This window comes from Microbacterium sp. zg-B96, from assembly GCF_030246865.1.
Classification (GTDB): Bacteria; Actinomycetota; Actinomycetes; order Actinomycetales; family Microbacteriaceae; genus Microbacterium.
This window is the reverse complement of the sequence record NZ_CP126738.1, coordinates 2,022,045-2,048,875: the sequence shown is the minus strand read 5'-3', so window position 1 is coordinate 2,048,875 and position 26,831 is coordinate 2,022,045. Positions and strand designations below refer to the sequence as shown.

The 26,831-nt window shown below is 69.9% G+C and carries 29 protein-coding genes; 14 read left to right on the top strand and 15 right to left on the bottom strand.

The genetic code is table 11. The annotated features are described in order from the left end of the window. Nucleotides 1-2: 2 nt before the first annotated feature. Together QNO11_RS09650 and QNO11_RS09645 are read right to left on the bottom strand one after the other, a co-directional pair. Entirely contained in the window at nt 3-917 is a 915-nt protein-coding gene (locus QNO11_RS09650; protein ID WP_257508482.1) for a hypothetical protein, read from the bottom strand. After that, a complete protein-coding gene (locus QNO11_RS09645; protein WP_257508760.1) occupies nt 914-2,146 on the bottom strand; it encodes a winged helix-turn-helix domain-containing protein in 1,233 nt (410 codons plus the stop codon). Before QNO11_RS09645 ends, QNO11_RS09650 begins: the two co-directional genes overlap by 4 nt. Before the next feature lie 139 nt (nt 2,147-2,285). Between QNO11_RS09645 and QNO11_RS09640 the strand changes: the two genes are divergently transcribed. Together QNO11_RS09640 and ilvA are read left to right on the top strand one after the other, a co-directional pair. Further along, nucleotides 2,286-3,473, top strand: coding sequence for an AI-2E family transporter (locus QNO11_RS09640; RefSeq protein ID WP_257508483.1), 1,188 nt, complete (start codon nt 2,286-2,288; stop codon nt 3,471-3,473). Continuing rightward, nucleotides 3,470-4,696 carry a threonine ammonia-lyase gene (ilvA, locus tag QNO11_RS09635; protein ID WP_257508484.1) on the top strand — a complete coding sequence of 409 codons (1,227 nt, stop codon included), beginning with the start codon at nt 3,470-3,472 and terminating at the stop codon, nt 4,694-4,696. The genes QNO11_RS09640 and ilvA overlap by 4 nt, the downstream gene beginning before the upstream one ends. A 15-nt stretch (nt 4,697-4,711) precedes the next feature. Here ilvA and greA read toward each other — a convergent pair whose 3' ends face one another. Together greA and QNO11_RS09625 are read right to left on the bottom strand one after the other, a co-directional pair. Beyond that, nucleotides 4,712-5,203, bottom strand: a complete 492-nt coding sequence (gene greA, locus QNO11_RS09630; RefSeq protein WP_257508485.1) for a transcription elongation factor GreA — start codon at nt 5,201-5,203, stop codon at nt 4,712-4,714. A gap of 87 nt (nt 5,204-5,290) precedes the next feature. Continuing rightward, nucleotides 5,291-5,686 carry a DUF4307 domain-containing protein gene (locus QNO11_RS09625; RefSeq protein WP_257508486.1) on the bottom strand — a complete coding sequence of 132 codons (396 nt, stop codon included), beginning with the start codon at nt 5,684-5,686 and terminating at the stop codon, nt 5,291-5,293. 64 nt (nt 5,687-5,750) lie between these two features. Between QNO11_RS09625 and QNO11_RS09620 the strand changes: the two genes are divergently transcribed. Next, nucleotides 5,751-6,035 (top strand): hypothetical protein, encoded by a 285-nt coding sequence (locus QNO11_RS09620; protein ID WP_257508487.1) that lies wholly within the window; start codon nt 5,751-5,753, stop codon nt 6,033-6,035. On the opposite strand, the gene trhA is transcribed toward QNO11_RS09620, so the two are convergent. Continuing rightward, nucleotides 6,036-6,728: a PAQR family membrane homeostasis protein TrhA gene (gene trhA, locus QNO11_RS09615; protein WP_257508761.1), complete on the bottom strand. Its 693-nt coding sequence runs from the start codon at nt 6,726-6,728 to the stop codon at nt 6,036-6,038. A 112-nt stretch (nt 6,729-6,840) separates the two neighbouring features. On the opposite strand from trhA, the gene QNO11_RS09610 reads away from it, so the two are divergent. From QNO11_RS09610 to phoH2, 3 genes are all read left to right on the top strand, one after another. Continuing rightward, a complete protein-coding gene (locus tag QNO11_RS09610; protein WP_257508762.1) occupies nt 6,841-7,620 on the top strand; it encodes an isoprenyl transferase in 780 nt (259 codons plus the stop codon). A 44-nt stretch (nt 7,621-7,664) separates the two neighbouring features. Further along, nucleotides 7,665-8,786, top strand: a complete 1,122-nt coding sequence (locus QNO11_RS09605; RefSeq protein ID WP_257508488.1) for an aminotransferase class V-fold PLP-dependent enzyme — start codon at nt 7,665-7,667, stop codon at nt 8,784-8,786. A 173-nt stretch (nt 8,787-8,959) separates the two neighbouring features. After that, nucleotides 8,960-10,315 carry an RNA 5'-3' helicase PhoH2 gene (gene phoH2 / locus QNO11_RS09600; protein WP_374113805.1) on the top strand — a complete coding sequence of 452 codons (1,356 nt, stop codon included), beginning with the start codon at nt 8,960-8,962 and terminating at the stop codon, nt 10,313-10,315. 170 nt (nt 10,316-10,485) lie between these two features. Here the strand turns inward: phoH2 and QNO11_RS09595 are convergent, their stop codons facing one another. From QNO11_RS09595 to xseA, 7 genes are read right to left on the bottom strand one after another with little or no spacing between them, the layout of a single operon-like run. Beyond that, nucleotides 10,486-11,139, bottom strand: coding sequence for a response regulator transcription factor (locus QNO11_RS09595; RefSeq protein ID WP_257508489.1), 654 nt, complete (start codon nt 11,137-11,139; stop codon nt 10,486-10,488). After that, nucleotides 11,136-12,134 (bottom strand): sensor histidine kinase, encoded by a 999-nt coding sequence (locus QNO11_RS09590; RefSeq protein WP_257508490.1) that lies wholly within the window; start codon nt 12,132-12,134, stop codon nt 11,136-11,138. Before QNO11_RS09590 ends, QNO11_RS09595 begins: the two co-directional genes overlap by 4 nt. A gap of 10 nt (nt 12,135-12,144) precedes the next feature. Next, nucleotides 12,145-13,539: a class II fumarate hydratase gene (locus tag QNO11_RS09585; protein ID WP_257508764.1), complete on the bottom strand. Its 1,395-nt coding sequence runs from the start codon at nt 13,537-13,539 to the stop codon at nt 12,145-12,147. A gap of 39 nt (nt 13,540-13,578) precedes the next feature. Beyond that, a complete protein-coding gene (locus tag QNO11_RS09580; RefSeq protein WP_257508765.1) occupies nt 13,579-14,193 on the bottom strand; it encodes a carbonic anhydrase in 615 nt (204 codons plus the stop codon). 44 nt (nt 14,194-14,237) lie between these two features. Beyond that, a complete protein-coding gene (locus tag QNO11_RS09575) occupies nt 14,238-14,876 on the bottom strand; it encodes a DUF4245 family protein (protein ID WP_257508491.1) in 639 nt (212 codons plus the stop codon). Beyond that, the gene (locus QNO11_RS09570; RefSeq protein WP_257508492.1) at nt 14,876-15,109 is read right to left on the bottom strand and encodes an exodeoxyribonuclease VII small subunit; all 234 of its coding nucleotides are present in this window, start codon (nt 15,107-15,109) and stop codon (nt 14,876-14,878) included. Before QNO11_RS09570 ends, QNO11_RS09575 begins: the two co-directional genes overlap by 1 nt. A 10-nt stretch (nt 15,110-15,119) precedes the next feature. Next, entirely contained in the window at nt 15,120-16,418 is a 1,299-nt protein-coding gene (gene xseA / locus QNO11_RS09565; protein WP_257508493.1) for an exodeoxyribonuclease VII large subunit, read from the bottom strand. A gap of 131 nt (nt 16,419-16,549) precedes the next feature. Here xseA and QNO11_RS09560 point away from each other — a divergent pair, with 131 nt between their 5' ends. The 3 genes from QNO11_RS09560 to QNO11_RS09550 are packed head-to-tail and all read left to right on the top strand — an operon-like array spanning nt 16,550 to nt 18,668. After that, complete coding sequence (locus QNO11_RS09560; RefSeq protein WP_257508494.1) at nt 16,550-17,539, top strand: 4-hydroxy-3-methylbut-2-enyl diphosphate reductase; 990 nt, start codon at nt 16,550-16,552, stop codon at nt 17,537-17,539. Then, entirely contained in the window at nt 17,536-18,093 is a 558-nt protein-coding gene (locus tag QNO11_RS09555; protein WP_257508495.1) for a DUF6264 family protein, read from the top strand. Before QNO11_RS09560 ends, QNO11_RS09555 begins: the two co-directional genes overlap by 4 nt. Before the next feature lie 23 nt (nt 18,094-18,116). Further along, nucleotides 18,117-18,668, top strand: a complete 552-nt coding sequence (locus QNO11_RS09550; protein ID WP_257508496.1) for an MOSC domain-containing protein — start codon at nt 18,117-18,119, stop codon at nt 18,666-18,668. Between the two features lie 61 nt (nt 18,669-18,729). Here QNO11_RS09550 and fbaA read toward each other — a convergent pair whose 3' ends face one another. After that, nucleotides 18,730-19,761 (bottom strand): class II fructose-bisphosphate aldolase, encoded by a 1,032-nt coding sequence (fbaA, locus tag QNO11_RS09545; RefSeq protein ID WP_257508497.1) that lies wholly within the window; start codon nt 19,759-19,761, stop codon nt 18,730-18,732. Between the two features lie 188 nt (nt 19,762-19,949). Here fbaA and glpX point away from each other — a divergent pair, with 188 nt between their 5' ends. Together glpX and QNO11_RS09535 are read left to right on the top strand one after the other, a co-directional pair. Continuing rightward, nucleotides 19,950-20,939: a class II fructose-bisphosphatase gene (gene glpX, locus QNO11_RS09540; protein WP_257508498.1), complete on the top strand. Its 990-nt coding sequence runs from the start codon at nt 19,950-19,952 to the stop codon at nt 20,937-20,939. A gap of 128 nt (nt 20,940-21,067) precedes the next feature. Continuing rightward, nucleotides 21,068-21,268 (top strand): UDP-N-acetylmuramyl pentapeptide phosphotransferase, encoded by a 201-nt coding sequence (locus QNO11_RS09535; protein WP_257508499.1) that lies wholly within the window; start codon nt 21,068-21,070, stop codon nt 21,266-21,268. 38 nt (nt 21,269-21,306) lie between these two features. Here QNO11_RS09535 and QNO11_RS09530 read toward each other — a convergent pair whose 3' ends face one another. Further along, complete coding sequence (locus tag QNO11_RS09530) at nt 21,307-22,611, bottom strand: DNA recombination protein RmuC (RefSeq protein ID WP_257508500.1); 1,305 nt, start codon at nt 22,609-22,611, stop codon at nt 21,307-21,309. A gap of 43 nt (nt 22,612-22,654) precedes the next feature. Beyond that, on the bottom strand, nt 22,655-23,275 hold the full coding sequence (locus QNO11_RS09525; RefSeq protein ID WP_257508501.1) for an exonuclease domain-containing protein: 621 nt from the start codon (nt 23,273-23,275) through the stop codon (nt 22,655-22,657). Nucleotides 23,276-23,365: 90 nt separating this feature from the next. Here QNO11_RS09525 and QNO11_RS09520 point away from each other — a divergent pair, with 90 nt between their 5' ends. The 3 genes from QNO11_RS09520 to QNO11_RS09510 all read left to right on the top strand — a co-directional run bounded on the left by QNO11_RS09520 (nt 23,366) and on the right by QNO11_RS09510 (nt 26,813). Then, nucleotides 23,366-24,106 (top strand): class I SAM-dependent methyltransferase, encoded by a 741-nt coding sequence (locus QNO11_RS09520; protein ID WP_257508502.1) that lies wholly within the window; start codon nt 23,366-23,368, stop codon nt 24,104-24,106. A 257-nt stretch (nt 24,107-24,363) separates the two neighbouring features. After that, a complete protein-coding gene (gene ychF, locus QNO11_RS09515; RefSeq protein WP_257508503.1) occupies nt 24,364-25,434 on the top strand; it encodes a redox-regulated ATPase YchF in 1,071 nt (356 codons plus the stop codon). Nucleotides 25,435-26,123: 689 nt separating this feature from the next. Beyond that, on the top strand, nt 26,124-26,813 hold the full coding sequence (locus QNO11_RS09510; protein WP_257508504.1) for an SDR family oxidoreductase: 690 nt from the start codon (nt 26,124-26,126) through the stop codon (nt 26,811-26,813). Nucleotides 26,814-26,831: the final 18 nt, after the last annotated feature.

The following is a 26,831-nucleotide window of genomic DNA, read 5'->3' as shown; positions in this document are numbered from 1 at the left end:
GCTCAGAAGACGGTGAGCACCATCTCGTCGCCGTGGAACGCCACCGCACCGCGCAGCGTCCAGGCGTCGGTGCGATAGGTGAAGGACTCCTCGGTGCCGGCGCGGGTCGTCCCGGTCGCGGTGGCGACGATGGTGCCGTCAATGGCGGTGAAGGTGAGCGTGGCCGGGTCGATCGACAGCTGCGGGTACGCCTCGATCCGCAGCCGCAGCGACGCCAGTTCGGCGAGGTCGGCCGGCCACGGCACCTCCAGAGCGCATCGCTGCGGCACCGCGGTCGCCGGCGCGGCGCACGCGTCGGCGTAGGCGTCCAATTGCGGTTGCGCCCGGGCAGCGGCGTCGGGGACGAGCGCAGCCTCGATGGCCGCCGACGGCTGTCCGTGGGTTGCGGCGACGGTGGCGGCGCCGTCGAGGAAGTCCACCGGCGCGGCGTGCAGCGTGTACAGCGCGGGCAGCACGTGCACGACGCCGTCGGGGGCGAGCGGCACCAGGGCGTCGCCGATCTGCACCGCGTCACCGAGGGTCGTGGCGACATCGATCGTGACGACGTGGTCGTCTCCCGCGAGCTGCCACCGGCCCGCCTCGGTGCTGAGGGCGAACTGGATGGTGCTCGCGGTGCCGTCGAGCTGCACGCTCGCCTCGGCGACCGTGCGGTCACCCTCGACGGTGGTGCCGGTCAATGCGGCATCCTCGACGTATGCATCCGCGCCGACGAAGGATGCCAGCAGCGCCTGGGTCTGCTGCCCGTCGGGCAGCAGCGGCGCCAGTGCACCGGCGTCGCCGGATTCCAGGGCCTGCAGATAACTCTCCGCGGCGTCCTGGGCCGAGGCCGGGCGGCTGAACGCCCACCAGGCGGCACCCGCGCCGATGAGCACCGCGGCGCCTGCCGCGGCGACTGCGATGACGGCGCCGCGCTTCACACCTCCACCGTAGCCGCGACCGGTTCGGCCACTGCGGGCCGATCGTGCCGGAATGCCGCGCCCAGCGCCGCGGCGACGTCGTCCGCCGCGTCGCCCCACCGGCCGATCGACACCCGCTCCAGCCCCTGCCACCGCGCCGCAGACCTCAACACCTCGGCGAGCCGGTCGGCGGCATGGCCGGGGCGGCCGTGCTCCCACCACGCCGACTGCACGAGAAGGGTGGAGCCGGCGCGGTCGGCCTTCAGATCCACCCGACCCACCACGTCGTCGCCCACGAGCACGGGCAGCGAGTAGTAGCCGTAGCGGCGCTTGTTCGCGGGGGTGTAGATCTCGATGCGGTACTCGAAGTCGAACAGACGCTCGGCGCGATCGCGGAACCACACCAGCGGATCGAACGGAGTGAGCACGGTGGCCGCCTCCACTCGGCGGGGGAGCGTCGCGTCGCGGTGGCGCCATGCCGGGAGCGCCCGGCCGGCGCGTTCCCAGCCCTCGACGGCGACCGGCTCCAGCGTGCCGGCGTCGACCAGGTCGCTCACCGCCTGCAGCACCGCCGCGCGGTCGGCGATGCGCCAGTAGTCGGCCAGATCGGTCGCCGTTGCGACGCCGTAGGCCGCGGCGGCGCGGGCGACGAGTTCGCGGATGGCATCGGCGCGGGGGACCGGGACCCGAGCGGCATCCGGGATCACATCCGCCACCAGCCCATACCGCCGCTCGAACCCGCGTCGCCCGGCAACGGCGACCTCGCCGAACAGCCACAGGTACTCCAGGGAGCGCTTCACGACGTCCCAGTCCCACCAGGCGCCCGTCGGTGCGGTCTTGGCGGCATGCTCGATCTGCGCGGGCCGCAGCGGGCCGCGTGCGGCCAGCTGCGCCCGCACATCGTCGACCACCCCGCGATGGGCGTGGAACCAGCGGTCGGCGCGCTGCCCGTAGCGGACCTGCAGATCCTCGTGCCGGAACGCGAACAGTCCCCAGTCGGCCGTCGGGATGAAGGACGCCACATGCGCCCAGTACTCGGTGTACGGCCCGCGGCGCGCGAACAGCAGGCGCTCCAGCAGCGCCGGGTCGTACGGCCCCAGGCGGGAGAACAGCGGCAGGTAGTGCGACCGCGCGAAGACGTTGACGGAGTCGATCTGCAACGTCGCCATTCGGGCGAGGGCGAGGTTGAGCTGACGGGTGCCCACGACGGCGGGCCGCGGCCTGGCGAATCCCTGCGCAGCCAGGGCCATCCGCCGTGCCTCGTCCCGGCGGAGGGTGGCGGAGCGGGGAGCGGGGCGGATCGTGGACACGGCCGAAAGTCTAGCGACGTGGCCCGACACCGGCGGGGTGGGCGTCGTGGTCGCCGGCTGGCGACTCTAGAATGACCTGGTGACCGGCTCCGAAGAAAGGCCGCGCAACGTCTTCTTCGACGCAGTGCGCCGCAAGAGCGTGACTGACGACGTCACGACCGCTCTTCCTCGCGGGCTGCGGGTCGCCACGGCATACTCATGGCGGTTCCTGGTGATCGCGGCGGCGATCGGCGTGGCGATCTGGCTCGTCATCCAGCTGAAGCTGCTGGTGATCCCGCTGCTGATCGCGATCCTCGTCTCGGCGCTGCTGTGGCCCGTCTTCGGCTTCATGCTGCGCCATCGCTTCCCCCGCTGGCTGGCCATCGTGATCTCCCTTATCGGCACAATCGCCGTCGTCGGTGGTCTGCTGTGGCTGGCGATCTGGCAGATCACCCGCCAGTGGTCTTCGGTCCAGGCCAGCACGGTGGCGGCGGCCGACCGGCTGCGGGGCTACCTGATCGCGGGGCCGCTGAACCTCACCGGTGAGCAGATCGACGGCTTCCTCGAGCAGGGGGTGGACCTGCTCGAGCAGCAGGTGCAGCTGCTGTGGACCGGCGCCCTGGCCATCGGCAGCACGGTCGGGCATGTCGCCACCGGCACGCTGCTGGCGGTGTTCATCCTGCTGTGCTTCCTCGCCGACGGTGCCGGAATCTGGCGCTGGACGGTGCGGCTGTTCCCGGAGCGCGCGCGTGCGGCCGTCGACGGGGCCGGTCGGGCCGGCTGGGTGACGGTTGTCAACTACGCGCGCACCCAGCTGCTGGTGGCCACGATCGATGCGGTGGGCATCGGCCTGGGCGCGTTCCTGCTGGGTGTCCCGTTGGCCATCCCGATCGCCGTGCTGGTGTTCCTCGGCGCGTTCGTACCGTTCGTCGGCGCCGTCGTGACCGGCGCGCTGGCGGTGTTCCTGGCCCTCGTCTACAACGGGCCGTGGATCGCCCTGTGGATGCTCGTGGTCGTCCTCGGCGTGCAGCAGCTGGAAAGCCACGTGCTGCAGCCGCTGCTGATGGGGTCCGCCGTCAAGGTGCACCCGCTCGCCGTCGTGCTCGTCGTCGCCGGCGGAGCGATGGTCGGTGGCATCCCGGGCGCGTTGTTCGCCGTGCCGCTGGCGGCGTTCGTGAACGTTTCCTGGATCTATCTGTCCCGGCGTGGCTGGGAAACCGGGGCGCCTCCGCGCCCCGACGATCTCATCTGGAGCACTGTGCCCCGCGACTGGAGGACCCCCGCGTGACCACCCCCACCCTGGCGGAGATCGAGGATGCCGCCGAGGCGCTGCGCGGCGTGATCGTGCGAACCCCGCTCGAAGAATCCGATCACCTCAGCGACCTGCTCGGCGCCCCCGTGCAGCTCAAGCTCGAGAACCTGCAGCGCACCGGATCGTTCAAGATCCGCGGTGCGACCTACCGGCTGTCGCGGCTGACGGCCGAGGAGCGCGCGCGGGGTGTGGTGGCGGCATCGGCGGGCAACCACGCGCAGGGTGTCGCGCTGGCCGCGCAGAAGCTCGGCATCGCAGCGACGATCTTCATGCCGCTCGGGGTGCCGGTGCCCAAGCTCCTGGCCACCCGCGGCTACGGCGCGGACGTGATCCTCGAGGGCGACACCGTCGAGACGCCGCTGCGGCTGGCAGCGGAGTTCGCCGAGCGCACCGGCGCGGTGCTGATCCACCCGTTCGACCACCGTGACGTCATCGTCGGCCAGGGCACGATCGGCCTGGAACTGTGGGACGACGTGCCCGACCTCGACACCGTCATCGTCGGGATCGGCGGCGGGGGACTGGCAGCCGGCGTCGCCGCCGCCGTCAAGGGGCGCGCGGCCGCCGAAGGTCGCACGGTGCGGGTGATCGGCGTCCAGGCGGCCAACTCCGCCGCGTATCCGTCGTCGCTCGCGGCGGGCCACCCGCTCGCTGTCGAGACCGTGCCCACGATCGCGGACGGCATCGCCGTCGCCCGCCCCGGAGACGTGCCGTTCGCGATCATCCGCGACCTCGTCGACGACGTCGTGACCGTCACCGACGACGACATCGCCCGGGCGCTGCTGCTGCTGCTCGAGCGGGCCAAGCAGGTGGTGGAGCCCGCGGGCGCCGCCGGCGTCGCGGCGATCCTCGCCGGCAAGGTGCACGCCACCGGCACGACGGCGGTGGTCCTCTCCGGCGGCAACATCGACCCGCTGCTGCTGCAGCGCGTCGTCTCCCACGGCCTGGCGGCATCCGGGCGTTACATGACGCTGCAGATTCCGCTGCCCGACCGCCCCGGCCAGCTCGCCAGGGTGTCCGAGCTGCTGGCGATCGCGGGCGCGAACGTGACCGAGGTGCTGCACACCCGCCACGGGCAGGGCCTGCAGATCAGCGAGGTGAGCCTGCAGCTGAGCGTCGAGACGCGTGGCGCCGAGCACCGGGCAGTGGTGATCCAGACGCTGGCGGATGCCGGCTACACCCCCACGATCCTGCCCGACTGAGTCGGGCAGGATCTGTCACTGGCCGGTGTAGGTCTGGACCGAGACGATCTCGACGGGGATCTCGCGCCCGTTGGGGGCGGTGTACTTCGTCGAGTCGCCCTCCTTCAGACCGAGGATGGCAAGTCCGAGCGGCGATGCCTCGCTGTACACGTCCAGTTCGGAGTTCGCGGCGATCTCGCGGTTGCCCAGGAGAAAGACCTCTTCGCCGCCGGCGACGATCGCGGTGATGACCGTACCGGGTTGCACGACACCGGTGCTCTGCGGGGCTTCGCTGACCGTCGCGGTCTTCAGCAGGTGCTGGAGTGTGCGGATGCGCGCCTCCTGCTTGCCCTGCTCGTCCTTGGCGGCGTGGTAGCCGCCGTTCTCCTTCAGATCGCCCTCTTCGCGCGCCGACTCGATGCGCTTGGCGATCTCTTCGCGGCCCGTGGTCGACAGGTGCTCCAGCTCGGCGACGAGGCGGTCGTAGGCGTCCTGGGTGAGGAAGGTCTCGGGGGCGTCGGTGGACACAGCGGCTCCTTCATGGGGCGGTGATGGCGCATGGGCCTAAGCCAAAACGCCCCGGCGACAGCCGGGGCGCGATGCGTGTGGGAAATGCTACGCGAACCAGCAGGAGTTGAGCAAACCAGTCGTCGCGCCCGCGACGGTGGGGATGGTGTCGGTGAACGCCTGCGCCTGACCGGCCTGCACCGCGTGCTCCACGACCCGCCAGCCCACTACGCCGTGTTCGACGTCCTGCGCCTCCAGCGCACACGCGACGGTCGCGTCGGTGGGCGCGACCACCTGGTAGGTGACGGTGACGGTGCGCTCGTCGACGACTTCGTACCCGGTGGCATCCGCGTCAACCGATGCCATGCTCGTGGCGACCGTGGACCAGCCCAGCGCCGTGGTGGCGGCCACGGCGACGATGGCGACCGTGATCCACCAGGCCCGCGTGGCGCGGCGGGAGGTGCGACGTCCGTATCGCTCGTCCAGCAGTTGCTGCGTCGTCATGTCGGGCTCCGTGAGATTAGGCTTGATTCAAGGTTAGGCGCTGCGGCGCGGAACGAGGTTCTCCATGCATGCTGCCGTCGACGCTTTCGCTGTGATCGTGGCATTCGTGCCCACTCCGGTCTCGACGGTCGACCCCGATCTGGTCACTCCGGGGCCCTGGGGCTTCGCCGCGATCCTGTTCATCGCGCTGGCCGTGACGCTGCTGGTGTGGGACATGCTGCGCCGAGTGCGCCGTGGCCGGTACCGTGCCGAGGTCCGCGAGGAGCTCGACGCGGAGCAGCACCAGCAGCAGCAGGATGCCGCGGACGCGGAGCGTCCCGATGACACCGGAACGTCCCGCTCGTCCTGATCAGCCCTGGTGGAACGCCGGCTGCAGTGCGATGAGCAGGCAGGCGGTCCAGTGGCACAGGAATGCCAGCACGGTGCACACGTGGAAGATCTCGTGGAACCCGAAGTGCCCCGGCCACGGGTTGGGTTTCTTGATCGCGTAGACGATCGCCCCGCCGGTGTAGAGCAGCCCGCCGATGATGACGAGCACCATCATGGCGACGTTGGCATGCAGCAGGTCGCCGAGGTACATCACCGCTGCCCACCCCAGCACCAGGTACAGCGCGACGTACAGCCACCGGGGTGCGTCGATCCAGAAGACGCGGAACAGGATGCCGAGCACGGCGCCGCCCCATACCACCGACAGCAACAGCACCGTCTTGGGCGTCGGCAGTGCCAGCACGGCGATCGGGGTGTAGGTCCCGGCGATGAGCAGCAGGATATTGGCGTGGTCGATGCGCTTGAGCATCGCCATGGTCCGCGGTTCCCAGTGGAAGCGGTGGTACAGCGCCGAATTGCCGAACAGCAGCAGCGACGTGAGCATGAACACCGCCGATGCCCACTTGGCCGGCGCGCCCTGTGCCAGTGCGATCAGCACGATCCCGGCGACGATGGCGACCGGGAACGTGGCGGCATGGATCCAGCCGCGCCATGTCGGCTTGAGTTCCGCGTGCGCGCTGGCAGCGGCAGCGTCGATGAGCGGGAGTTCGGGCATCTCGGCGCCCTCGGTTCTGATGCGTCGGGCCACGTGTTCAAGCGTACGCGCGCTCACATGCGGCTTCGCACATGTTCCCCTCGGGCAAGAGCGCTAGCGTAAGAGCGTGACGATGCGCGGGGCGAACGAGGGGCGTGGCCTTCTCTACCGGTTGTACAGTTCCCGCTTGCGTCGTCAGTTGGCCGGTGCGACCGTGCCTCACCATGTGGCGATGATGATCGACGGCAACCGTCGCTGGGCGCGCCAGCTGGGATATCCCAGCGCGGCGCAGGGCCACCGTGCCGGAGCGGCGAAGATGCACGAGTTCCTGCGCTGGTGCGACGAGCTGAAGATCCCGGTGGTGTCGCTGTACCTGCTGTCCACCGACAACCTGAAAAAGCGCGATTCGCAAGAACTTTCCGACCTCATCGAGATCATCGCCGAACTCGCCGAGGAACTCTCGCACGAACCCGGCTGGCGGGTGCGACCGGTGGGACGCACCGACCTGCTGCCGCCGGAACTGGCCCGAGTGCTCGCTGACGTGGACGCACGAACGCGCGACAACACCGGACTGCACGTGAACCTCGCGGTCGGGTACGGCGGTCGCAGCGAGATCGTCGACGCGGTGCGCAGCATCATCGCCCAGCACGACGACAACGGCGGGTCGCTGGAGGAGTTGGCGGCCAGCCTCACGCCGGAGCAGATCGGCGAGCACCTCTACACCGGGGGACAGCCGGACCCCGACCTGGTGATCCGCACGTCGGGCGAGCAGCGGCTGAGCGATTTTCTGCTGTGGCAGTCCGCCCACAGCGAGTTCTACTTCGTCGAGGCGCTCGGCCCGGATCTGCGCGAAGTGGACTTCCTGCGAGCCATCCGGGACTACGCCACGCGCGACCGCCGCTACGGCGGGTGAGTGGGTGCCCGTTCTCACACCGGGCGGCGTGAGAGGATGTCGGGATGACCGGGCTGGAGTCGTTTCTGGATTCGTTCGACGCGGAGCCGGGGTATCTCGACTGGGCCGCGTTCGGGCCGCTGTCCCCGTCGGTGCGCGCAGAGGCGCACGCCGATGCCGAGCTGCTGAGCGCGGGGCGCCCCAGCGGCATCGATCTGGTTTTCTCGCGCGCCGACGAGGCCCGCGCGCTGCTGGCGGATCTGCTGGGCACGACCGCTGAGCGCGTGACACTGCAGCCGTCGACCACCCACGGTCTGCAGCAGGCCATGTACGGGCTGTCCGGTGCGGTGCTGATGTCGTCCCGCGAGTTCCCGAGTCTCACGGTTACGGCGCAGCGCGCGAGCGCGCTCGGCGGTGCACAACCCCAATGGCTCGACATCCCGGACGGATTCGTCACGCCCGAGGCCATCCGCGACGGGCTCACCGACGACACCACCGCGGTCGCCGTCAGCGTGGTGGATTACCGCACCGGCTATCTCGCCGATCTGACCGCGCTGCGCGATGTGATCGGGGACCGGCTGCTGATCGTGGATGCCATGCAGGGCTTCGGCGTCGTCGACGCCGACTGGGGTGCCGCGGACGTCGTGGTCGCCAACGGCTACAAGTGGCTGCGGGCCGGGCGGGGCACCGGCTTCGCCGCATTCTCCGATCGCGCCCTGGAGCGGATCACGCCGGTGCTGTCGGGGTTCGCCGCGGCCGGCGGTGTGCTCGGGACCTTCCCGGTCTCGTCCCCTGTTGAGGGCGCGCAGGCGTTCTCGGTGACCTTCCCCGACCACCTCGCGACCGCGCGGCTGGCGACGGCCGTGCGCGATGTGCGCGACGTCGGGGTCGCGCAGATCGCCGAGGTCGTCCGCCAGCGGGCGGATGACATCGCCACGGTCGCCGAGCAGTTCGGTCTGCCGATCGTCACGCCGCGCAACCGCCAGCGTCACGCCGGCATCGTGTCGCTGGCGCCGTCGCCCGATGACACCGCGCCGCTGGCCGCAGCGCTGGCCAACCACGGCATCGCGGCGTCGCTTCGCTCCGGGCTCGTGCGCATCGGCGCGCACGCCGGAACCGGTGCCGAGTCGGTGCGCCTGCTCACGGACGCGCTGGCGGAGTTCGCCGGCTCCCGCAGACACGGGTGAACATCACCTCAACGTCACAGTGTGCGGGCGTGTCGGAAACGTCCTGGTGACACACGCGACGTACCTTGATGCCATCGGGCAAGGCGCCCGTTCGGGTCGGCCTCCAGGATCGCGACTCGTGACCCCTGGTCGACTCGCGACTGCCGGGAAAGCACCCGGGTCGGGAGTGGGTTGTGACCACACGAGCACCACACAAGCAGCAGGGCCGGATCGCACACACCGCCATCGCGGATGATCAGGATCTTCGTACCTACGTGCTCGACACGTCGGTGCTCCTGAGCGATCCGCGAGCCTTCTTCCGTTTCGCGGAGCATTCGGTCGTCATCCCTGTCGTCGTGATCACCGAGCTCGAGGGCAAACGCCATGATCCGGAGATCGGCTATTTCGCCCGGCAGGCGCTGCGCCACCTCGATGAGCTGCGTGTCGAGCACGGCCGGCTCGACTTCCCCGTGCCGGTCGGCACCGGCGGCACGTTGCGGGTCGAACTGACCAACACCGACCCGTCGATCCTGCCGGTGGGCATTCGCCTCGGCGACAACGACACCCGCATCCTCGCCGTCGCACTGCATCTCGCACATGCGGGGCAGGAAGTGACGGTGGTGTCCAAGGACCTGCCGATGCGCGTGAAGGCCGCGTCCCTCGGCATTCCCGCCGAGGAATACCTCGCCGAGCAGGCCGTCGACTCCGGCTGGACGGGCATCTCCACACTCGATGTCTCGGGTGACGATATCAGCGACCTGTACGAGACGGAGATCGCCACGAGCGACGAGGTGGCGGGGCTGCCGGTGAACACCGGCCTGATCATCCATTCCGAGCGGGGATCAGCGCTCGGCCGCGTCACCGGCGACGGCGGATACCGGCTGGTGCGCGGTGACCGGGAGGTGTTCGGCCTGCACGGCCGCTCCGCCGAGCAGCGCATTGCGATCGACCTGCTGCTGGACCCGGAGGTCGGGATCGTGTCCCTGGGCGGCCGGGCAGGCACGGGCAAGTCGGCGCTCGCGCTGTGCGCGGGGCTGGAGGCGGTGCTCGAGCGACAGCAGCAGAAGCGCATCATCGTGTTCCGCCCGTTGTTCGCTGTGGGCGGACAAGAGCTCGGCTATCTGCCGGGGGACCAGCAGGAGAAGATGAACCCGTGGGGGCAGGCGGTGTTCGACACCCTCGGCTCGATCGTCTCGGGCAACGTCGTCGAAGAGGTCATCGCCCGCGGCATCCTCGAGGTGCTGCCGCTGACCCACATCCGCGGCCGCTCGCTGCATGACGCCTTCGTGATCGTCGACGAGGCGCAGTCACTGGAGCGCAACGTGCTGCTGACGGTGCTCAGCCGGGTGGGACAGAACTCCCGCGTCGTGCTCACCCACGATGTGGCGCAACGCGACAACCTGCGCGTGGGCCGCCACGACGGCATCGCGTCGGTGATCGAGACGCTGAAGGGGCACGACCTGTTCGGTCACGTCACCCTCACCCGCTCGGAGCGCTCCGCGATCGCGGCCCTCGTGACAGACCTGCTGGAAGCGGCGGAAATGGGCTGAATCGAGGGCACCGCATGAGAATAATCTCATCGCTGAGGACTCCCATCGAGCGCCCGCATGCGTGAACATAGGGTTACCGCTTAAGCGGCAAGCGCGAAGACCCCCAGCTTCGCCTCACGAGAACCCTCGGCGCTCAACGCCCGAGGGTTCTCGGCTGCCCGGGCCGCGGTTCACTCCCAGCGGTAGCCGGCGCCGCGCACGGTACTGATGCGATGGGCGCCGAACTTCGCCCGCAGGTACCGCACGTACACGTCGACGACGTTGGAACCGGGATCGAAGTCCAACCCCCACACCCGGCTGAGGAGGGTCTCGCGGCTGAGGACATCGCCGGCGTGACGCAGGAACTGCTCGGCGAGGGCGAATTCGCGTGCCGACAGGTCCACTTCGCGGCCGTCGATCGTGGCCCGCCGGGCCAGCACGTCGAGGGTGACCTCGCCGCGGACGATGACCCCGGCCGCTGCGGCGCTCTCGCGCAGCCGTGAGCGCACCCGCGCCAGTAGCTCGGCCACGACGAACGGCTTGGAGACGTAGTCGTTCGCCCCGGCATCCAAGCCGTCCACGGTGTCGCGGGTGCCCGACCGCGCAGTGAGGATGATGACCGGGACCGTCGACCCGGACGCACGCAGTCGCCGCAGCACCTCAATCCCGTCCATGCCGGGCAGGCCCACGTCGAGCACGACGAGATCCACGTCGGGGTCGACGGCGCGCACCAGCGCGTCAGGCCCGTTGTCGGCGACCTCGACGTCGTGCCCCTCCGCGGTCAGGGCGCGCCCGACGAGCGCGGCTATGTGAGGCTCGTCGTCGACGACCAGGATGCGGGTCATGCGCTTGCCTCTCTCTGCAGCACGACGTCGCCGGCGCGTACGGGTGCGGGTGGGGCGGCGCCGGTGCCCAACGGCACGGCGATGGTGAACGTCGCGCCGCCACCGGGTGTGTCCGCCACCGTACAGTGCCCGCCGTGCGCGCGGGCGATCGTGTCGACGATCGCCAGCCCCAGCCCCGACCCGCCGACGCTGCGCCTGCCGGCGGCGCGGTCGAAGCGGCGGAAGATCCGGTGGCGGGAGGCAGGGGGGATGCCGGGGCCGTGATCGCGCACCCACAGCTGCGCGCCGCTGGAGTGCATCGCGCTGCCGATCTCGACGGGGGTGCCGTCGGGAGTGTACTTGGCGGCGTTGTCCGCCAGCTGCAGCCAGGCCTGCAGCAGCCGGTCGTGATCGGCGCGGATGCGGCCGGTGCCGCGATGCTCGATGGTCCAGGAGTGGTTCGGGATCACCGAGACGAGCTCGCCGACGCGCTGTGTGAGGGCGGCGAGGTCGATGAAGGAGAACGAGTAGGAATCCCCATCCACCGCCGCCAGCAGGTCGATGTCGTTGACGAGCCGGGTCATGCGGTCAAGCTCGGCGATGCCGATGTCGCGGACAGCGACGACATCGGCGGGATCGGCGGGGTTCATCGTCTCCAGATGTCCTCGCACGATCGTGATCGGCGTCTTCAGTTCGTGGCGCACATCGTCCAGCAGGCGCCGCTGCGCGTCGAAGGATGCCTCCGACTGCTCGGCCGCGTCGCCTTCGGCCGGCGGCGCATCGGCATCGGGCTGCACCGCCAGCCAGTACGCGGTGCCGATGGCGGCGAGGGCGAGGAGTGCGGCCAGTAGGTAGACGCCGCCGGCGATCAGCAGCCGGGTGGGCTCGGTCGCGCCGTCGGCCGCGAGGATGACGGCCCCCACGGCGCCGGCCATCACGAAACCGGCACCGCCGACCCCGAGGACGATCCCCAGGATGCGACGCTGCGCGCGGCCGTGCCGTGGCGTGCGGTTCACCCTCCGATTATCAACCCGGGCGGGTCATCGAGAGCAGGTCGAGTTTTTCGTCGAGCTGCGCTTCGGTGATCTCACCACGCTCGACGTATCCGAGTTCGATCACCGCCTCGCGGACGGTGATGCCCTGCGCCACCGAGTGCTTGGCGATCTTGGCGGCTGCTTCGTACCCGATGAGCTTGTTCAGCGGGGTGACGATCGACGGTGACATGCCCGCGAACGCCGCGGCACGCTCGACGTTGGCCTGAAGGCCGTCGATGGTCTTGTCGGCGAGCACGCGCATCGCGTTGGACAGCAGCCGGATCGACTCCAGCAGCGCCGTTCCCATGACCGGGATCGCGACGTTCAGCTCGAACGAGCCGGATGCGCCCGCCCACGCCACGGTCGCGTCGTTGCCGATCACCCGGGCGCACACCATCAGCGTCGCCTCGGGCACGACGGGGTTGACCTTGCCCGGCATGATCGACGAGCCGGGCTGCAGGTCGGGGATGTTCAGTTCGCCGAGCCCGGTGTTGGGGCCCGAGCCCATCCAGCGCAGGTCGTTGTTGATCTTCGTCAGCGACACCGCGATGGTGCGCAGAGCCCCGGATGCCTCGACGAGGGCGTCCCGGTTGGCCTGTGCCTCGAAGTGGTCTTTGGCCTCTGTGATGGGAAGCTCGGTTTCGGATGCCAGCAGCGCGATGACCTGCTGCGGGAACCCCAGCGGGGTGTTGATGCCGGTGCCGACCGCGGTGCCGCCCAGGGGCACCTCGCCGACGCGGGGGAGCACCGACTGCACGCGCTCGATGCCGAGGCGGATCTGGCGGGCGTAGCCGCCGAACTCCTGTCCGAGGGTGACGGGCGTGGCATCCATCAGGTGGGTGCGGCCGGCCTTGACGACGTCCTTCCACAGCTCGGCCTTGGCCTCGAGTGCCACGGCGAGGTGGTCCAGCGCCGGGATGAGGTCGTCGATGAGCGCCTGGGTGACAGCGATGTGCACCGAGGTGGGGAAGACGTCGTTGGATGACTGCGACGCGTTGACGTGGTCGTTCGGGTGCACCGGTGCACCGAGCTTTGCCGTCGCCAGCGTCGCGAGCACCTCGTTCATGTTCATGTTCGACGACGTGCCACTGCCGGTCTGGTAGGTGTCCACCGGGAAGTGCTCGTCGTACTGGCCGGTGATGACGTCATCCGCGGCAGCCGCGATCGCGTCGGCGATGGCACCGTCGAGCGTGCCCAGCTGCTTGTTGGCCAGCGCTGCGGCCTTCTTGATGCGCGCCAGCGCGGCGATCTGCGTCGACTCCAGACCGCTGCCGGAGATCGGGAAGTTCTCGACAGCTCGCTGGGTCTGCGCGGCGTACAGCGCGTGCTTGGGCACGCGCACCTCACCCATCGTGTCGTGTTCGATCCGGTATTCGATGTCTGCCATGGCGGTCACGTCCTCGTTTCCTTGCTTTGAGAGTTCTGGTCAGGCGTCGGCGACGACCGCGCCGACGATCACGTCGGGGATGGCGGTGCCTTCGGCCAGTCGGTAGTTCGCGCCGACGACGGCGACGCGGCCCTCGGCCACGGCCTCGCTGATCAGCTCGGACGACTTCAGCAGCGCAGCGATCGTTTCCCGCAGGTGCTCGCGTCCCACCTGTTCGGCGTCGACGGTGGCGGGCGTGACGCCCGCGTCGGCACCCTGCAGCAGCACCCGACGCGCGATGGGCACGATCGGGGCGATGTGTCGCCACACATGCACCGGGAGCAGGGGCGCGTCCAAGGCTGTGGAGTCGATCGCGGCGCGCACCGCGCCGCACGCGTCATGGCCGAGCACGACGATCAGCGGCACCTCGAGCACGGCGACGGCGTATTCCAGGCTCCCGACGACGGACTCGGAGATGACCTGACCGGCGTTGCGGATGACGAACAGGTCGCCCAGGCCCTCGTCGAAGATGATCTCGGCTGCTAGCCGGGAATCGGAGCAGCCGAACAGCGCGGCGCGGGGGAATTGCGAGCCTGCCGTCTCGTGCCGGCGCTCGACGTCCTGACGCGGATGCCGCGGCTCACCGGCCACGAAGCGCGCATTGCCCCGCTGCATCTCCTCCCAGGCCTCCTGCGGAGCCGGCCGGGCGGATTCGGCGGTCACGGTGCGTCCTCACGGAGTCGGCGCACGTCGTCGGTGAGGCTCTCGGCGACCTCGGCGGCGGTGCCGGCGTCGGTCGCACCGTAGACCATGACCGTGTCCGTTCCGGCAGGCGTGCTCAGCGCATAGGAGATGTTCGCCGTTTCGTCCGGATCGGAGATGTCGTAGACGGTCCACTCGACGCCGTCGATCGTGGCTTTCCCGGTCGCGGAACTGCCGGCGAGCACGCGGGTCGGCCAGGATTCGTCGGCGTCGAACCCCTGAGCCACGTTGACGAAGCCCTGCGGCGGGGCGTACACGACGGTCCACGCCTGCACGCCGTCTTCGCCGTCGACGGTCGCCCGGTTGACCGACCAGTCGTCGGGGGTGTCCGGGGCGATGACCGGTCGATCCAGCGCGGTCTGCGCTTCGGCGGCCTCGGCGGCGACATCGATCGGTTCGGCCGGCGGCGCCGTGCCTCGCGGCACGCCGATGACGACCACCAGCACCACCCCGAGGGTGACCAGGAGCGCGGCGACGCCGTTGCGGATCGTGCGGCTGTTGCGGTGGAGGCGTGAGGACTCCGCCTTGCGGGCGGCGGTCTCTTCCGGCGTTTCGGGTCGCCCGAGTTCGGCGACGATGCGGGGGGAGGCGGCCATCAGGACGCCTCGGGTGCCTGAACCTCGGCGCGTGCCGCGTCCAGACGGCGCTTCGCGCCGAGCAGCCACTGCTCGCAGTGGGCGGCGAGGGCTTCGCCGCGCACCCAGAGGGCAAGCGACTGTTCGAGGGTCGGCGCGCCCTGCTCCAGTTCGGCGACGACGCGGACGAGTTCGTCACGCGCCTGCTCGAACGAGAGGGCGGCGACGTCGGTTGCGTCGTCGCTGGCTGTCATGCGTTCCATCTTAGTTCGCCCCTTCCGGCAGGCCCGCCGTGGCCGACTCGAGCACCTCGCCCTGCGAGTCGGCGGTGAACGAACCCCGGCCGACGGTCACGGTGACCTCGGTGCCCGCCGGTGCCTGCGCCGCATCCCGCACGATCACACCGGCCGGCAGGTGCGCGATGGCGTAGCCGCGGGACAGCGTCGCGGCGGGGGACAGCGCGCGCAGCGACGCCCGCAGCTCCGAGGTGGCGCGCATCGCGGCATCCACCCGACGCTCGACGATCTCGCGGCCACGAGACGTGTGGAACCACAGCTCCTGCGCGCGGCTGGTGAGCATGGTCTCCGGCTCCCGCAGCACCGGGCGCGACCGCAGCTGCTGCAGCTGCGCGATGTCGTGGCCGATGCGCTGGGTCAGCCGGCTGCCGGCTCGCGAGCGCAGCTGGCGCACGACGGCGCGCTGTTCGGCGACGTCCGGCACGATGCGCTTGGCGGCATCGGTGGGCGTCGACGCGCGCAGGTCGGCCACGTCATCCAGCAGCGGGTGGTCGTTCTCGTGCCCGATCGCGCTGACGACGGGGGTGGATGCCGCAGCGACCGCCCGCAGCAGCGCCTCGTCGCTGAAGCCGAGCAGCGTCTGCGGGTCGCCGCCGCCGCGGGCGATGACGATGACGTCGACCTCGGGGTCGGCGTCGAGCTGCTGGAGGGCGGCGACCGTCTCCGGGACGCACCGCTCACCCTGCACGGCGACGTGGATGGTGCGGAAGCTCACCGCCGGCCAGCGCAGCTCGGCGTTGCGGTGCACGTCCTTCTCGGCGTCGCTGCGCTCCCCGGTGATGAGGCCGATGCGGTGCGGCAGGAACGGCAGCGGCCGCTTGCGGGACGCGTCGAACAGACCCTCGGCGCGCAGCTTGGTGCGCAGGCGCTCGAGCTTCTCGAGCTGATCGCCCAGGCCCACGTGCTTCATCGCCGAGACGATGAAGCTGAAATCGCCCGTCTTGACGTAGAACTCGCTCTTGACGCACGCCACCACGTGGTCGCCCGACTTGATGTCGGACGGGATGCGCTGCCGGGTCGTGGACCACAGCCGGAACGACAGCGAGGCGTCGGAGGAGACGTCCTTGAGGCGACCGAACACGTTGCCGCCGCGGACGTTCCACGAGGTGATCTCGCCCTCGACCCACACCGCGCCCCACTTCTGCACGAAGTCGCGGATGGTCTCGTTCAGCCGCGACACCGACGTGGGCGCCTCGGGTGAGGACGAGCCGGGATGCACGGCATCGGCCGGTGGTGTCTGCCCCGGTGCGGGTTCGAACGTCGTCATGTGCCTCTTCCGTCGCGGTGACCGGCCGATGCTCAGGCGCTGACTCCTAGAATCAAGGGGTGAGCACCTCAGCAGTTCGACTGCCCATACCCCGTGTGCCGGGGCGGCGTGGCCTTCTCCAGGATAGGCCGGTGGCCGGACGCAAGCGGGTGCTGCTGGCATCGCCCCGCGGCTATTGCGCGGGAGTGGACCGCGCCGTCATCGCTGTGGAGAAGGCGCTGGAGCGCTTCGGCGCGCCGGTGTACGTGCGCAAGCAGATCGTGCACAACATCCACGTCGTCACCGAACTCGAGTCCAAGGGCGCGATCTTCGTCGAGGAAGTCGACGAGGTGCCGCCCGGGTCTCACGTCGTCTTCAGCGCCCACGGTGTGTCGCCGGCGGTGGTGTCTGCGGCATCCGACCGCGGCCTGCAGGCGATCGACGCGACGTGTCCACTCGTGACGAAGGTGCACCGCGAGGCGGTGCGCTTCGCCCGCGACGACTTCGAGATCCTGCTGATCGGTCACGCCGGCCACGAAGAGGTCGAGGGGACCGCCGGTGAGGCGCCCGAGCACGTCACGATCGTCAACTCGCCCGACGACGCTGACCGCGTCCAGGTGCGCGACCCGTCGAAGGTCGTGTGGCTGTCGCAGACGACGCTCTCGGTCGACGAGACGATGGAGACGGTGCGACGCCTGCGCGAACGGTTCCCCGAGCTGCAGGATCCGCCCTCGGACGACATCTGCTACGCGACGCAGAACCGCCAGGTGGCGATCAAGAAGGTCGCCGTCGGTGCGGATCTGGTGATCGTGGTGGGTTCGGCGAACTCCTCCAACAGCGTGCGCCTGGTCGAAGTGGCGCTGGAGTACGGCGCCAAGGCGGCCTACCGCGTCGACTACGCGCACGAAGTGAAGCAGGAATGGCTCGACGGCGTCGAGACCGTCGGCGTGACCAGCGGCGCATCGGTGCCGGACGTGCTGGTGCAGGAAGTGCTCGAGGACCTCGCCGGTGCGGGCTACCGCGACGTGGAGGAAGTGCGCACCGCCGAGGAGGACCTCATCTTCTCGCTGCCGAAGGAACTGCGTCAGGATGCCTCGGGCAAGCGCGACGAGCGCGCTCTGGGTGGACGGAACCGACCGTGAGTGACGTCGATCCGCGTCCGCGCCCGCAGTACGGCGAGTACGCGACCCCCGAAGAGCAGCGCGCGCGCATCGCGCGGCCGGATGCCACCGACGCTCTGGAAGCCGGCGTGTCGCCGGAGGCCGTCGCGTCAGACCACGCCGTGCCCGCGGCACCGGCGACCACCTCGGCCGCGCGCCCGACGCGCACCGCCGACCGCATCATCACGGTCATCCTGCTCGGCTACGGACTGCTGACGGTACTGGTCTCTGCACCGCAGATGATCGATGTCGGCACGTTCGCGCAGACGCTGTTCCAGACCCTCGGCGTCGACGCTCAGCTGGCCGAACCGGAGGGCGTGCGCGCCTGGGGGATCGCCGGTGCGTCGGTGCTGGTCATCGGGTGGCTGCTGACGGCGTGGGTGTCATGGCGGAGCCTGCGGGCAGGCCGCCTCACCTGGTGGATGCCGCTGGTCGGCGGCATCGTCTGCAACCTCGTCTCGGGCACGCTCATGGTGATCCCGATCATTAACGACCCCGCCGCGTGGGAGGCACTGCAACGCACCGTCTCGGGCTGACGCCGAGGCTCTAGGCTGAGCCGATGCCGAGCCTTGTCGCCGTCTGCTCCGTTCACGCCCTGCGCCCCGACGCCGGACCGGTGGGGGTCACCGCGATCGACAAGCGTCCGGCGGCCGGCGCGGTGCGCATCGGCCTGTACGGCGTCTACGCCGATGTGCAGGCCAGTCGCAAGCATCACGGCGGGCTGGACAAGGCCGTCTACGCGTACGCGCAGGAGGATGCCTCCTATTGGGAAGGCGAACTGAATCGGCCGCTCGCCCCGGGCTTCTTCGGTGAGAACCTGCGCACCGAAGGCATCGACGTGAACGCCGCACGCGTCGGCGAACGGTGGCAGATCGGGCAGGACGTCGTGCTCGAGGTGACCATGCCCCGCACCCCCTGCCAGACGTTCGCCCGCTGGGTGGGCGGCGAGGAGGAATCCGGGTGGGTGAAGCGCTTCGCACAGGCCGAGCGGCCGGGTCCGTACTTCAAGGTCGTCAAGACCGGGCGGGTGCAGGCCGGCGATGAGATCACCGTGGTGAGCGTGCCGGCCGGGGCACCGACGATTGTGGACGTGATCCGCGGCATCCGCTGAAAACACGGATGCCCCGACCCGGCAGGGTCGAGGCATCCGTGGTGGTGAAGAAGCAGCGGTGTTACGCGCCGAGCGACTTGCCGGCGGAGCCGAGCTGACGCGTGGCCTCGACGACGCGCACGGCCATCGCCGACTCGGCGACCTTGCCCCACGCACGCGGGTCGTAGGCCTTCTTGTTGCCGACCTCGCCGTCGATCTTCAGCACGCCGTCGTAGTTCTGGAACATGTACCCGGCAACCGAACGCGTGAACGCGTACTGCGTGTCGGTGTCGATGTTCATCTTGACCACACCATTGGCCACGGCCAGGGCGATCTCCTCGGACGTCGAGCCGCTGCCGCCGTGGAAGACGAGGTCCAGGGGCTTGGGGCCGGTGCCGAAGCGGGCGGCGATGCCCTCCTGGATCTCGCCGAGCAGTTCGGGCTTGAGCTTGACGTTGCCGGGCTTGTAGACCCCGTGCACGTTGCCGAAGGTGAGCGCGGCGATCCAGCGACCGGCGTCACCGAGACCGAGGGCCTCGACGACCTGCGCGACGTCGCCGGTGGTGGTGTACAGCGCGTCGTTGGTGCCCTCGTGGGCGACACCGTCCTCTTCGCCGCCGACGACGCCGATCTCGACCTCGAGGATGGCGTTGATGTTCTTCATGCGGGGGAGCAGGGACTTGGCGATCTCGATGTTCTCCGCCAGCGGCACAGCCGACCCGTCCCACATGTGGGACTGGAAGATCGGGTTGCGGCCGGCCTTGACCTCTTCTTCGGAGGCGGCGATCAGCGGCAGCAGGAAGTCGTCCAGCGCGGGCTTGGGGCAGTGGTCGGTGTGCAGCGCGACCGTGATCGGGTAGTTCTTGGCGACCTCGGTCACGAACTTCGCCATGGCGATCGCGCCGGTGGCGCGGCCCTTGACGGTGTGGCCGGCGAAGTAGTCGGCGCCACCGGTGGTCACCTGGATGATGCCGTCGGATCCGGCCTCGGTGAGCCCCTGCAGCACGGCGTTGATGGACTGCGAGCTGGCGGCGTTGATCGCCGGGTACGCGAAGCCGCCGGACTTCGCGCGGTCCAGCATTTCGGCGTACTGGTCGGGGGTTGCGACGGGCATGTCTGCTCCTAAAAGTCGGCGGGTGTTCACGTCCACTCTAGCGAAGGGGGTCCTCGCGGTCCTGGGGAGCGCCGTGCGAATAGGGCCGGCGGGCGCAATTGCCGGGGGCGAAAGAACCCCACTTCCTTCGTGCGCCACCCCACCGGAGGGGCCTGTGCGCGAGGACCTGCGGCAATAGGCTGGCCTACATGGTGAGTCTTACCGCGGATATGAGTCCTTTGCACCCCGACCGCAACCTGGCGCTGGAGTTGGTGCGTGCCACGGAGGCTGCCGCGATCCGGTCCGTGCCCTTCATCGGCCGCGGCAAGAAGGAACTCGCCGACGGTGCCGCCGTCGATGCGATGCGCGCGTTCCTCACCACCGTGAACTTCGACGGCGTGATCGTCATCGGCGAGGGTGAGAAGGACAACGCGCCCATGCTGTTCAACGGCGAGCACGTCGGCACCGGGCGTGGCCCGCAGTGCGACGTCGCCGTGGACCCCATCGACGGCACGACCCTGACGGCCGCCGGCCGCAACAACGCGCTGTCGGTCCTGGCCGTCTCCGACCACGGCACCATGCTTGACGCGTCCAGCGTGTTCTACATGGACAAGCTGGTCACCGGGCCTGCCGGTGTCGGCGTCGTCGACATCCGTCTCCCCATCGGCGAGAACATCCGGCTGCTGTCCAAGGCGCTGGGCAAGCCGGTCGACGAGATGGTGGTGTCGGTGCTGCACCGCCCCCGTCATGACGACCTGATCGAGCAGATCCGCGAGGCCGGCGCCGGCACCCGCCTGATGAGTGACGGCGACGTCGCCGGCGGCATCAACGCTGCCCGGCACAACGCGAGCACCGACATGTGCGTCGGGATCGGCGGCAGCCCGGAGGGCATCGTCACCGCGTGTGCCATCAAGGCGCTCGGCGGTCACATCCAGGGACGGCTGTGGCCGCGGGACGACGACGAGAAGCAGAAGGGCGCGGATGCCGGCCTGAAGGTGAACGGCGAGGTGTACGAGGCCGACGATCTGGTGCGCGGCAAGAACACCATCTTCGTCGCCACCGGCGTGACCAACGGTGAACTCGTCGCGGGCGTCCGCCGCGAGGGCGGATTCATCTACAGCGAATCGGTCGTGATCCGCGGCGCATCGGGGACGCTCCGCCGCATCAACTCGGAGCACCTCACCTCGAAGTGGCTCTGACGTCGGTCGGCGCCGCGCCGCACCTGTGACCTCTCTGTGACCGTTCTTTCAGCAACGTCTCTGGCAGAATGAGAAGCGGTGTCGACGATGATGCAGATCATCGTTCCGAGTCCCGAGGGGATCCCCGCATGAGCACTCAGGCACACGGCCGTCCGGCCACCCAGCCCCATGTCGTGGTCACCACCGACCCGTCTCGTCGCCCCGACGTGCTGTTCCGGCGCCGCACGCCGGACGGTCACCAGGTGAGCGCATGGTGGATGATCGGTGCTTTCCTCGGTGTCTCCTTCGGAATCATCGGCCTCATGACGCTGTTCCCCGGCGGGTTCTGACCCGAACCGGCTGTCACTACGGCTGTCAACAGGCCTCGCTACAGCGAAGCGTCGGGGGCCACGCGCTCCCGCACATCGCCGAGGTCGGCGGTGAGGTGGGCTTCCGCGGTGATGGCTGCGTCGTCCGCAACGAACTCCGGCGCGGTGAGACGCCGCGGGGTGCTCGTGATCGCGGCGGGGCCGGCGACGGCATCCAGCTTGGTCTCGTCGATCCCCGGGAACCGGCGGGCAGTCACCAGCACCCGGCTCTCCAGCGAGCCGACGAGCTTGTTGTAGGTGTCGACGGTGCGCTCGATCGCCCGGCGCAGGTCGTCGGCGTGTCCGGTGAGGGAGCCGAGCCGCTCATACAGCTGCGTACCCAGCGCCAGCAGCTCCCGCGCCTCCTGCGAGACGTCCTGCTGCGTCCAGGTGTACGCCACGGTCTTGAGCACCGCCCAGAGGTTCACCGGGGAGGCCAGCGCGACCCGCTTGCCGAACGAATAGTCCAGCAGCGCGGGATCCTGCGCGAGCGCCGCCGAGAGTAGTGACTCGCTCGGGACGAAGCAGATGACGAACTCGGGGCTGGCATCCAACCCCGCCCAGTACGCCTTCTTCGACAGCGCGTCCACATGCGCGCGGACCGCCTTGACGTGCCGGTCCAGCAGCGACTGGCGGCGTGCTCCCTCTTCGCCCTGCGCGGTCTCGGGGATGGCGCTGGCTTCGAGGTAGGCATCCAGCGGCACCTTGGCATCCAGGGCGAGGGCCTTGCCGCCCGGGAGCCGGATGATCATGTCGGGCCGGCCCGCCCCGGCATCCGAGGTGATCGAGGCCTGCAGGTCGAAGTCGACGTACCGGGTCAGCCCCGCGGACTCCACGATGCGCCGCAGCTGGGTCTCGCCCCACACCCCGCGGGTGGAGTTGGACCGGAGGGCCCCGGCGAGGGACTCGGTGGTGGAGCGCAGCGCCTCGTCGGATTCCTGCGCGCGGCGCAGCTGCTCGGCGAGCGAGCCGTACTGGTGCTGCCGTTCGCGTTCGAGCTCTTCCACCTTCTGCTGCATCGACGACAGCGACTCCTGCACCGGGGCGAGGGCGCGCAGCACCGACTGCTCCCGCCGCTCGCGCTCGTCGCGCGAGGCCTGCTCGGTGCGCGCCTGCAGGCTCAGTTCGCGCTGCAGCGCACGCTGCTGCTCGAGCTGGCCGGAGAGGGTGTCGCGTGCCGTCTCTGCGGCGGCCACGCGCGCAGCGAGCTCCGACCGCTCGCGGCCGGCTCGCTCGCTCGCGCGGGCGGAACCGGCGAACCAACCCGCCAGCACGCCGACCATGACGGCGGCGAGGAGGAAAAGGGGGAGGGTTGCGGCATCCATGTTCCGAGGATGTCACCGGCCGCCGACATCGGCGGCGCGACGCTCAGGCGACGGCAGCCACGGCTGCGACGGGGACGGCAACCGGCACCGGGGCGGGAGCCGGGATCTGGCCCACCCGCAGGCCGAGGGCCGCGGCGAGCTCGGTGATCTCGGTGACGCCCGCACGTGCGGCGGCGTCGATCATGATGTGGGCGCAGGCGAGGGCGTCGGCGGTCGCATCGTGGTGCGGGAAGTCGAGGAAGCCCACTGCGGCGGCCACCGACGGCAGCCGGTACGAGTCCAGTTCGTAGGTCTTGCGGGCGACCTGCAGGCTGCAGACGTACCGGTAGGGCGGGCACGAGTCGCCGGTGACCTCGCACGCGCGGCGCATGACGGTCATGTCGAATCCGGCGTTGTGGGCGACCATCACGTCGGTGCCGGCGAACGCGGCGATGTCGGCGAGCTGGGCCGACCAGCTCTTGGCACCGATGACGTCGTCGGCGCAGATGCCGTGGATGCCGGTGTTGAGGCTGAAGAACCGGTCGTGACCGGCGGGCGGCTGGATGAGCCAGCCGGCCGAGGCGACGACCTGGCCACCGCGCACCCGGGTGAGCCCGACCGCACATGCCGAGGCGCTGGAGGAGTTCGCCGTCTCGAAGTCGATCGCGGTGAAGTCCAAGGGCACGGCTCCACCTTCACCTGTGGTCCCGGCGGGGCGGGGGAGGGCGCGCCGCGGGCGGGGGAATCAGAAGCGGCGCGTGCCTAGTGTGGAGGCATGAACCGCGACCAGGCGACCTCGTTCGGATCGGCGGCGGGCACGTACGAGGCCGGCCGCCCGGACTACCCGCTGGAGGCGGTGCAGTGGCTGCTGCCGTCGATCGTCGGGCGAGCCGTGCGCGTGGCCGATGTGGGCGCCGGGACCGGCAAGCTCACGCGGGGCCTGCGGGATCTGGGCGCCGATGTCGTGGCGATCGACCCTGATCCGGCGATGCTCGAGGCGCTCCGCGCGGCCAGCGGCGGCATTCCCACCTTCGTCGGCAGCGCGGAACGGCTACCGCTGCCCGACGCGAGCGTCGATGCCGTCGTGTTCGGGCAGGCGTGGCACTGGGTTGAGCCGGATGCTGCCTCGGCCGAGGTCGCCCGCGTGCTCCGGCCCGGCGGGGTGCTGGGACTGGTGTGGAACATCCGCGACGAGAGCGTCGACTGGGTGCGGCGGCTGACCGAGATCATGCGGGGCAGCAACGCGGAGGAGATGCTCGCCGCGGGGGAGCCGCCGGTGTCGGCGCCGTTCGGCGCGCTCGAGCGCGCGAGCTGGCGGTGGACGCGGCCGATGACCCGCGACGGGCTACGGGCGATGGCGTTCTCGCGCAGTTACATCATCACCGCTTCCGAGTCCGAGCGGGCGCGCATCGACCGCGACCTGGCGGAACTGTTCGACGAGATCGGCGCCGTGGGGGACGCGGTGGTGTCGCTGCCGTACGTCACGTGGGCCTTCCGTACTGCCGTCACGGGGTAAGCGCGGGCAGGGCCCGGTGTCTCGGTGGTTGCCGGGATGCGGTGATCTGCCGGAATGCGGTGCCGCCGCGGCATCCGGACCGCATTTGGGCGGATCCCCTCGTTTCGGGCGGGTGGGAGGCGCGACGACCGGGAACATCCCGGGGTCGGAATTCAGCCTCACAAGCCGAAACGCCGCCCCGGGACCCCCGAACCGTCCGCTCAGGCTGAATTGTCGCCGTCCGTCGCGTGTGCCACCCCCACGTAGACTCGAGTCCCGTGGCTCTTACCATCGGAATCGTCGGACTGCCCAATGTGGGCAAGTCCACCCTGTTCAACGCCCTGACCAAGAACCAGGTGCTCGCAGCGAACTACCCGTTCGCGACGATCGAGCCCAACATCGGGGTGGTGAACCTTCCTGACAAGCGCCTCGAGGTGCTTGCGGAGATCTTCCACAGCGAGCGGATCCTCCCCGCCGCGGTGTCGTTCGTCGACATCGCCGGCATCGTCCGCGGCGCGAGCGAGGGGGAGGGGCTGGGCAACCAGTTCCTCGCCAACATCCGCGAGGCCGACGCCATCGCGCAGGTCGTGCGCGGCTTCGCCGACGACGACGTCATCCACGTCGAGGGCAAGGTCGACCCGAAGAACGACCTCGAGACGATCAACGCCGAGCTGGCGTTGGCCGACCTGCAGACCCTCGAGAAGGCGATCCACCGCTACGAGAAGGAAGTGCGCGGCAAGAAGATCGACCCCAGCGTGCTGGAGTCCGCACTCGCGGCGAAGGACGCGCTCGAACGCGGCAAGCTGCTTTCGGGTGCCGACATCGACGTGGAACCCATCCGCGAGCTGGGGCTGCTCACTGCCAAGCCCTTCATCTACGTCTTCAACGTCGACGAGGCCGTGCTGACGGATGCCGCGCGCAAGGCGGAGCTCGAAGCGCTCGTCGCCCCGGCGAAGGCCGTGTTCCTCGACGCGAAGATCGAGTCCGAGCTGATCGACCTCGACCCCGGGGATGCCGCCGAGCTGCTGGCATCCACCGGTCAGGAAGAGTCGGGCCTGGACCAGCTCGCCCGCATCGGCTTCGACACGCTCGGTCTGCAGACCTACCTCACGGCCGGTCCCAAGGAAGCGCGCGCGTGGACGATCGGCAAGGGCTGGAAGGCGCCGCAGGCCGCGGGCGTCATCCACACCGACTTCGAAAAGGGCTTCATCAAGGCCGAGGTCATCTCGTTCGACGACCTCGTCGCCACCGGCTCCGTCGCCGAGGCCCGCGCCAAGGGTAAGGCGCGGCTCGAGGGCAAGGACTACGTCATGCAGGACGGCGACGTGGTGGAGTTCCGCCACAGTTAGGTATTTGGGGTGGAGGGCGCGGTGAACGGGTTGCCCTCGGGGTCGCACGCTATGGGTGTGAGACGAAAGTCCGAACTGCTATACCTATAGGCAGGAGGCAACAGTGATGAACCGACTCACCCTCTTGTCCGCGCTGGCAGCGGTAGCACTCCTGGTGACATCGTGCACCGCTGAGATAGGTGAGCCAGTGACCGCAGGCACCGCGGACTCCCAAGTCCAGCCCACCCCGGGTTCCACGCCGCAGGCGTTCGTAGACCGAGCTGAATTGGAATCATGCGGCGAGTTCACGCTCGAACTAGGCGAGGAAGTTCCCGCCAGCGCTATCGATTGCCTCAATGGGGCCATCGGCGCTGGCGGCGCAGAGCTTGTTGTGACGTCGCAGGGTATGGAGGGTGGCCGCGTGGTGGGCTGGTTCCGCGCGCTGCCTGGGGGTGGGGTAGAGAAGTGGGAGGACGTCCGTGAAGACAGTTACGCGGGCGAGGGATCATGGCTGCACAGCGTTTGCCCGAGCGTAGACTCGTGGCCCCCCGACCCCGACGAGTGCACAGACGAGTCGTTCGACTAGTCGCGTCATGCCGGACGAAATGAAGTGGAGTTCCGCTTCAACGTCTGACACGGCGTGAGCGCTCGCGGCAGCCGGGCCACCGACCTTCGCCTGCCGCGACCGGGCGCCGTGTGACGATGGGGGTATGACTCTGCACGTTCTCACCGGGGCCGGCTCCGGCATCGGCGCCGCCCTCGCCGCGCGCCTGCATGCACGCGGCGACGACCTCATCCTGTTCGCACGCAGCGACGCCCGTGCGACTCAGCTGCGGGAGCGGTTCCCGGGCGCGCACACCGTCGTGGCAGACCTGGCGGCTCCGCGCGACCTGGCCGCCGCGCTCGCACGACACGATCTTCCCGCCCGCCTGGACTCGCTGCTCCACGTCGCGGGTGTGGTCGACCTCGGCCCGGTCGCCGAACTCACCGTCGACGCATGGTCGTCGCAGCTTGACGTGAATCTCGTCGCGCCGGCCGAACTGACGCGGCTGCTGCTGCCCGCGCTGCGCGCGGCGAAGGGACAGGTGCTGTTCGTCAACTCCGGCGCGGGCCTGCGTGCGGCACCCGAGTGGGGGGCCTACGCGGCATCCAAGCACGGGCTGAAGGCGCTCGCCGACAGCCTGCGGGCCGAGGAGGCGGCGCACGGCGTGCGGGTGTCGACGGTGTACCCCGGGCGCACCGCGACGGCGATGCAGGAGCGCGTGCATGCGCAGGAAGGGCGGGATTACGACCCGACCGCCTTCATCGACCCTGCGTCGGTGGTGACGAGCATCCTCACCGTGCTCGATCTGCCGAGGGACGCGCAGATCCCCGATCTGACGATCCGCCCAGGCGTCTGAGGCTCAGGAGCGACTCGC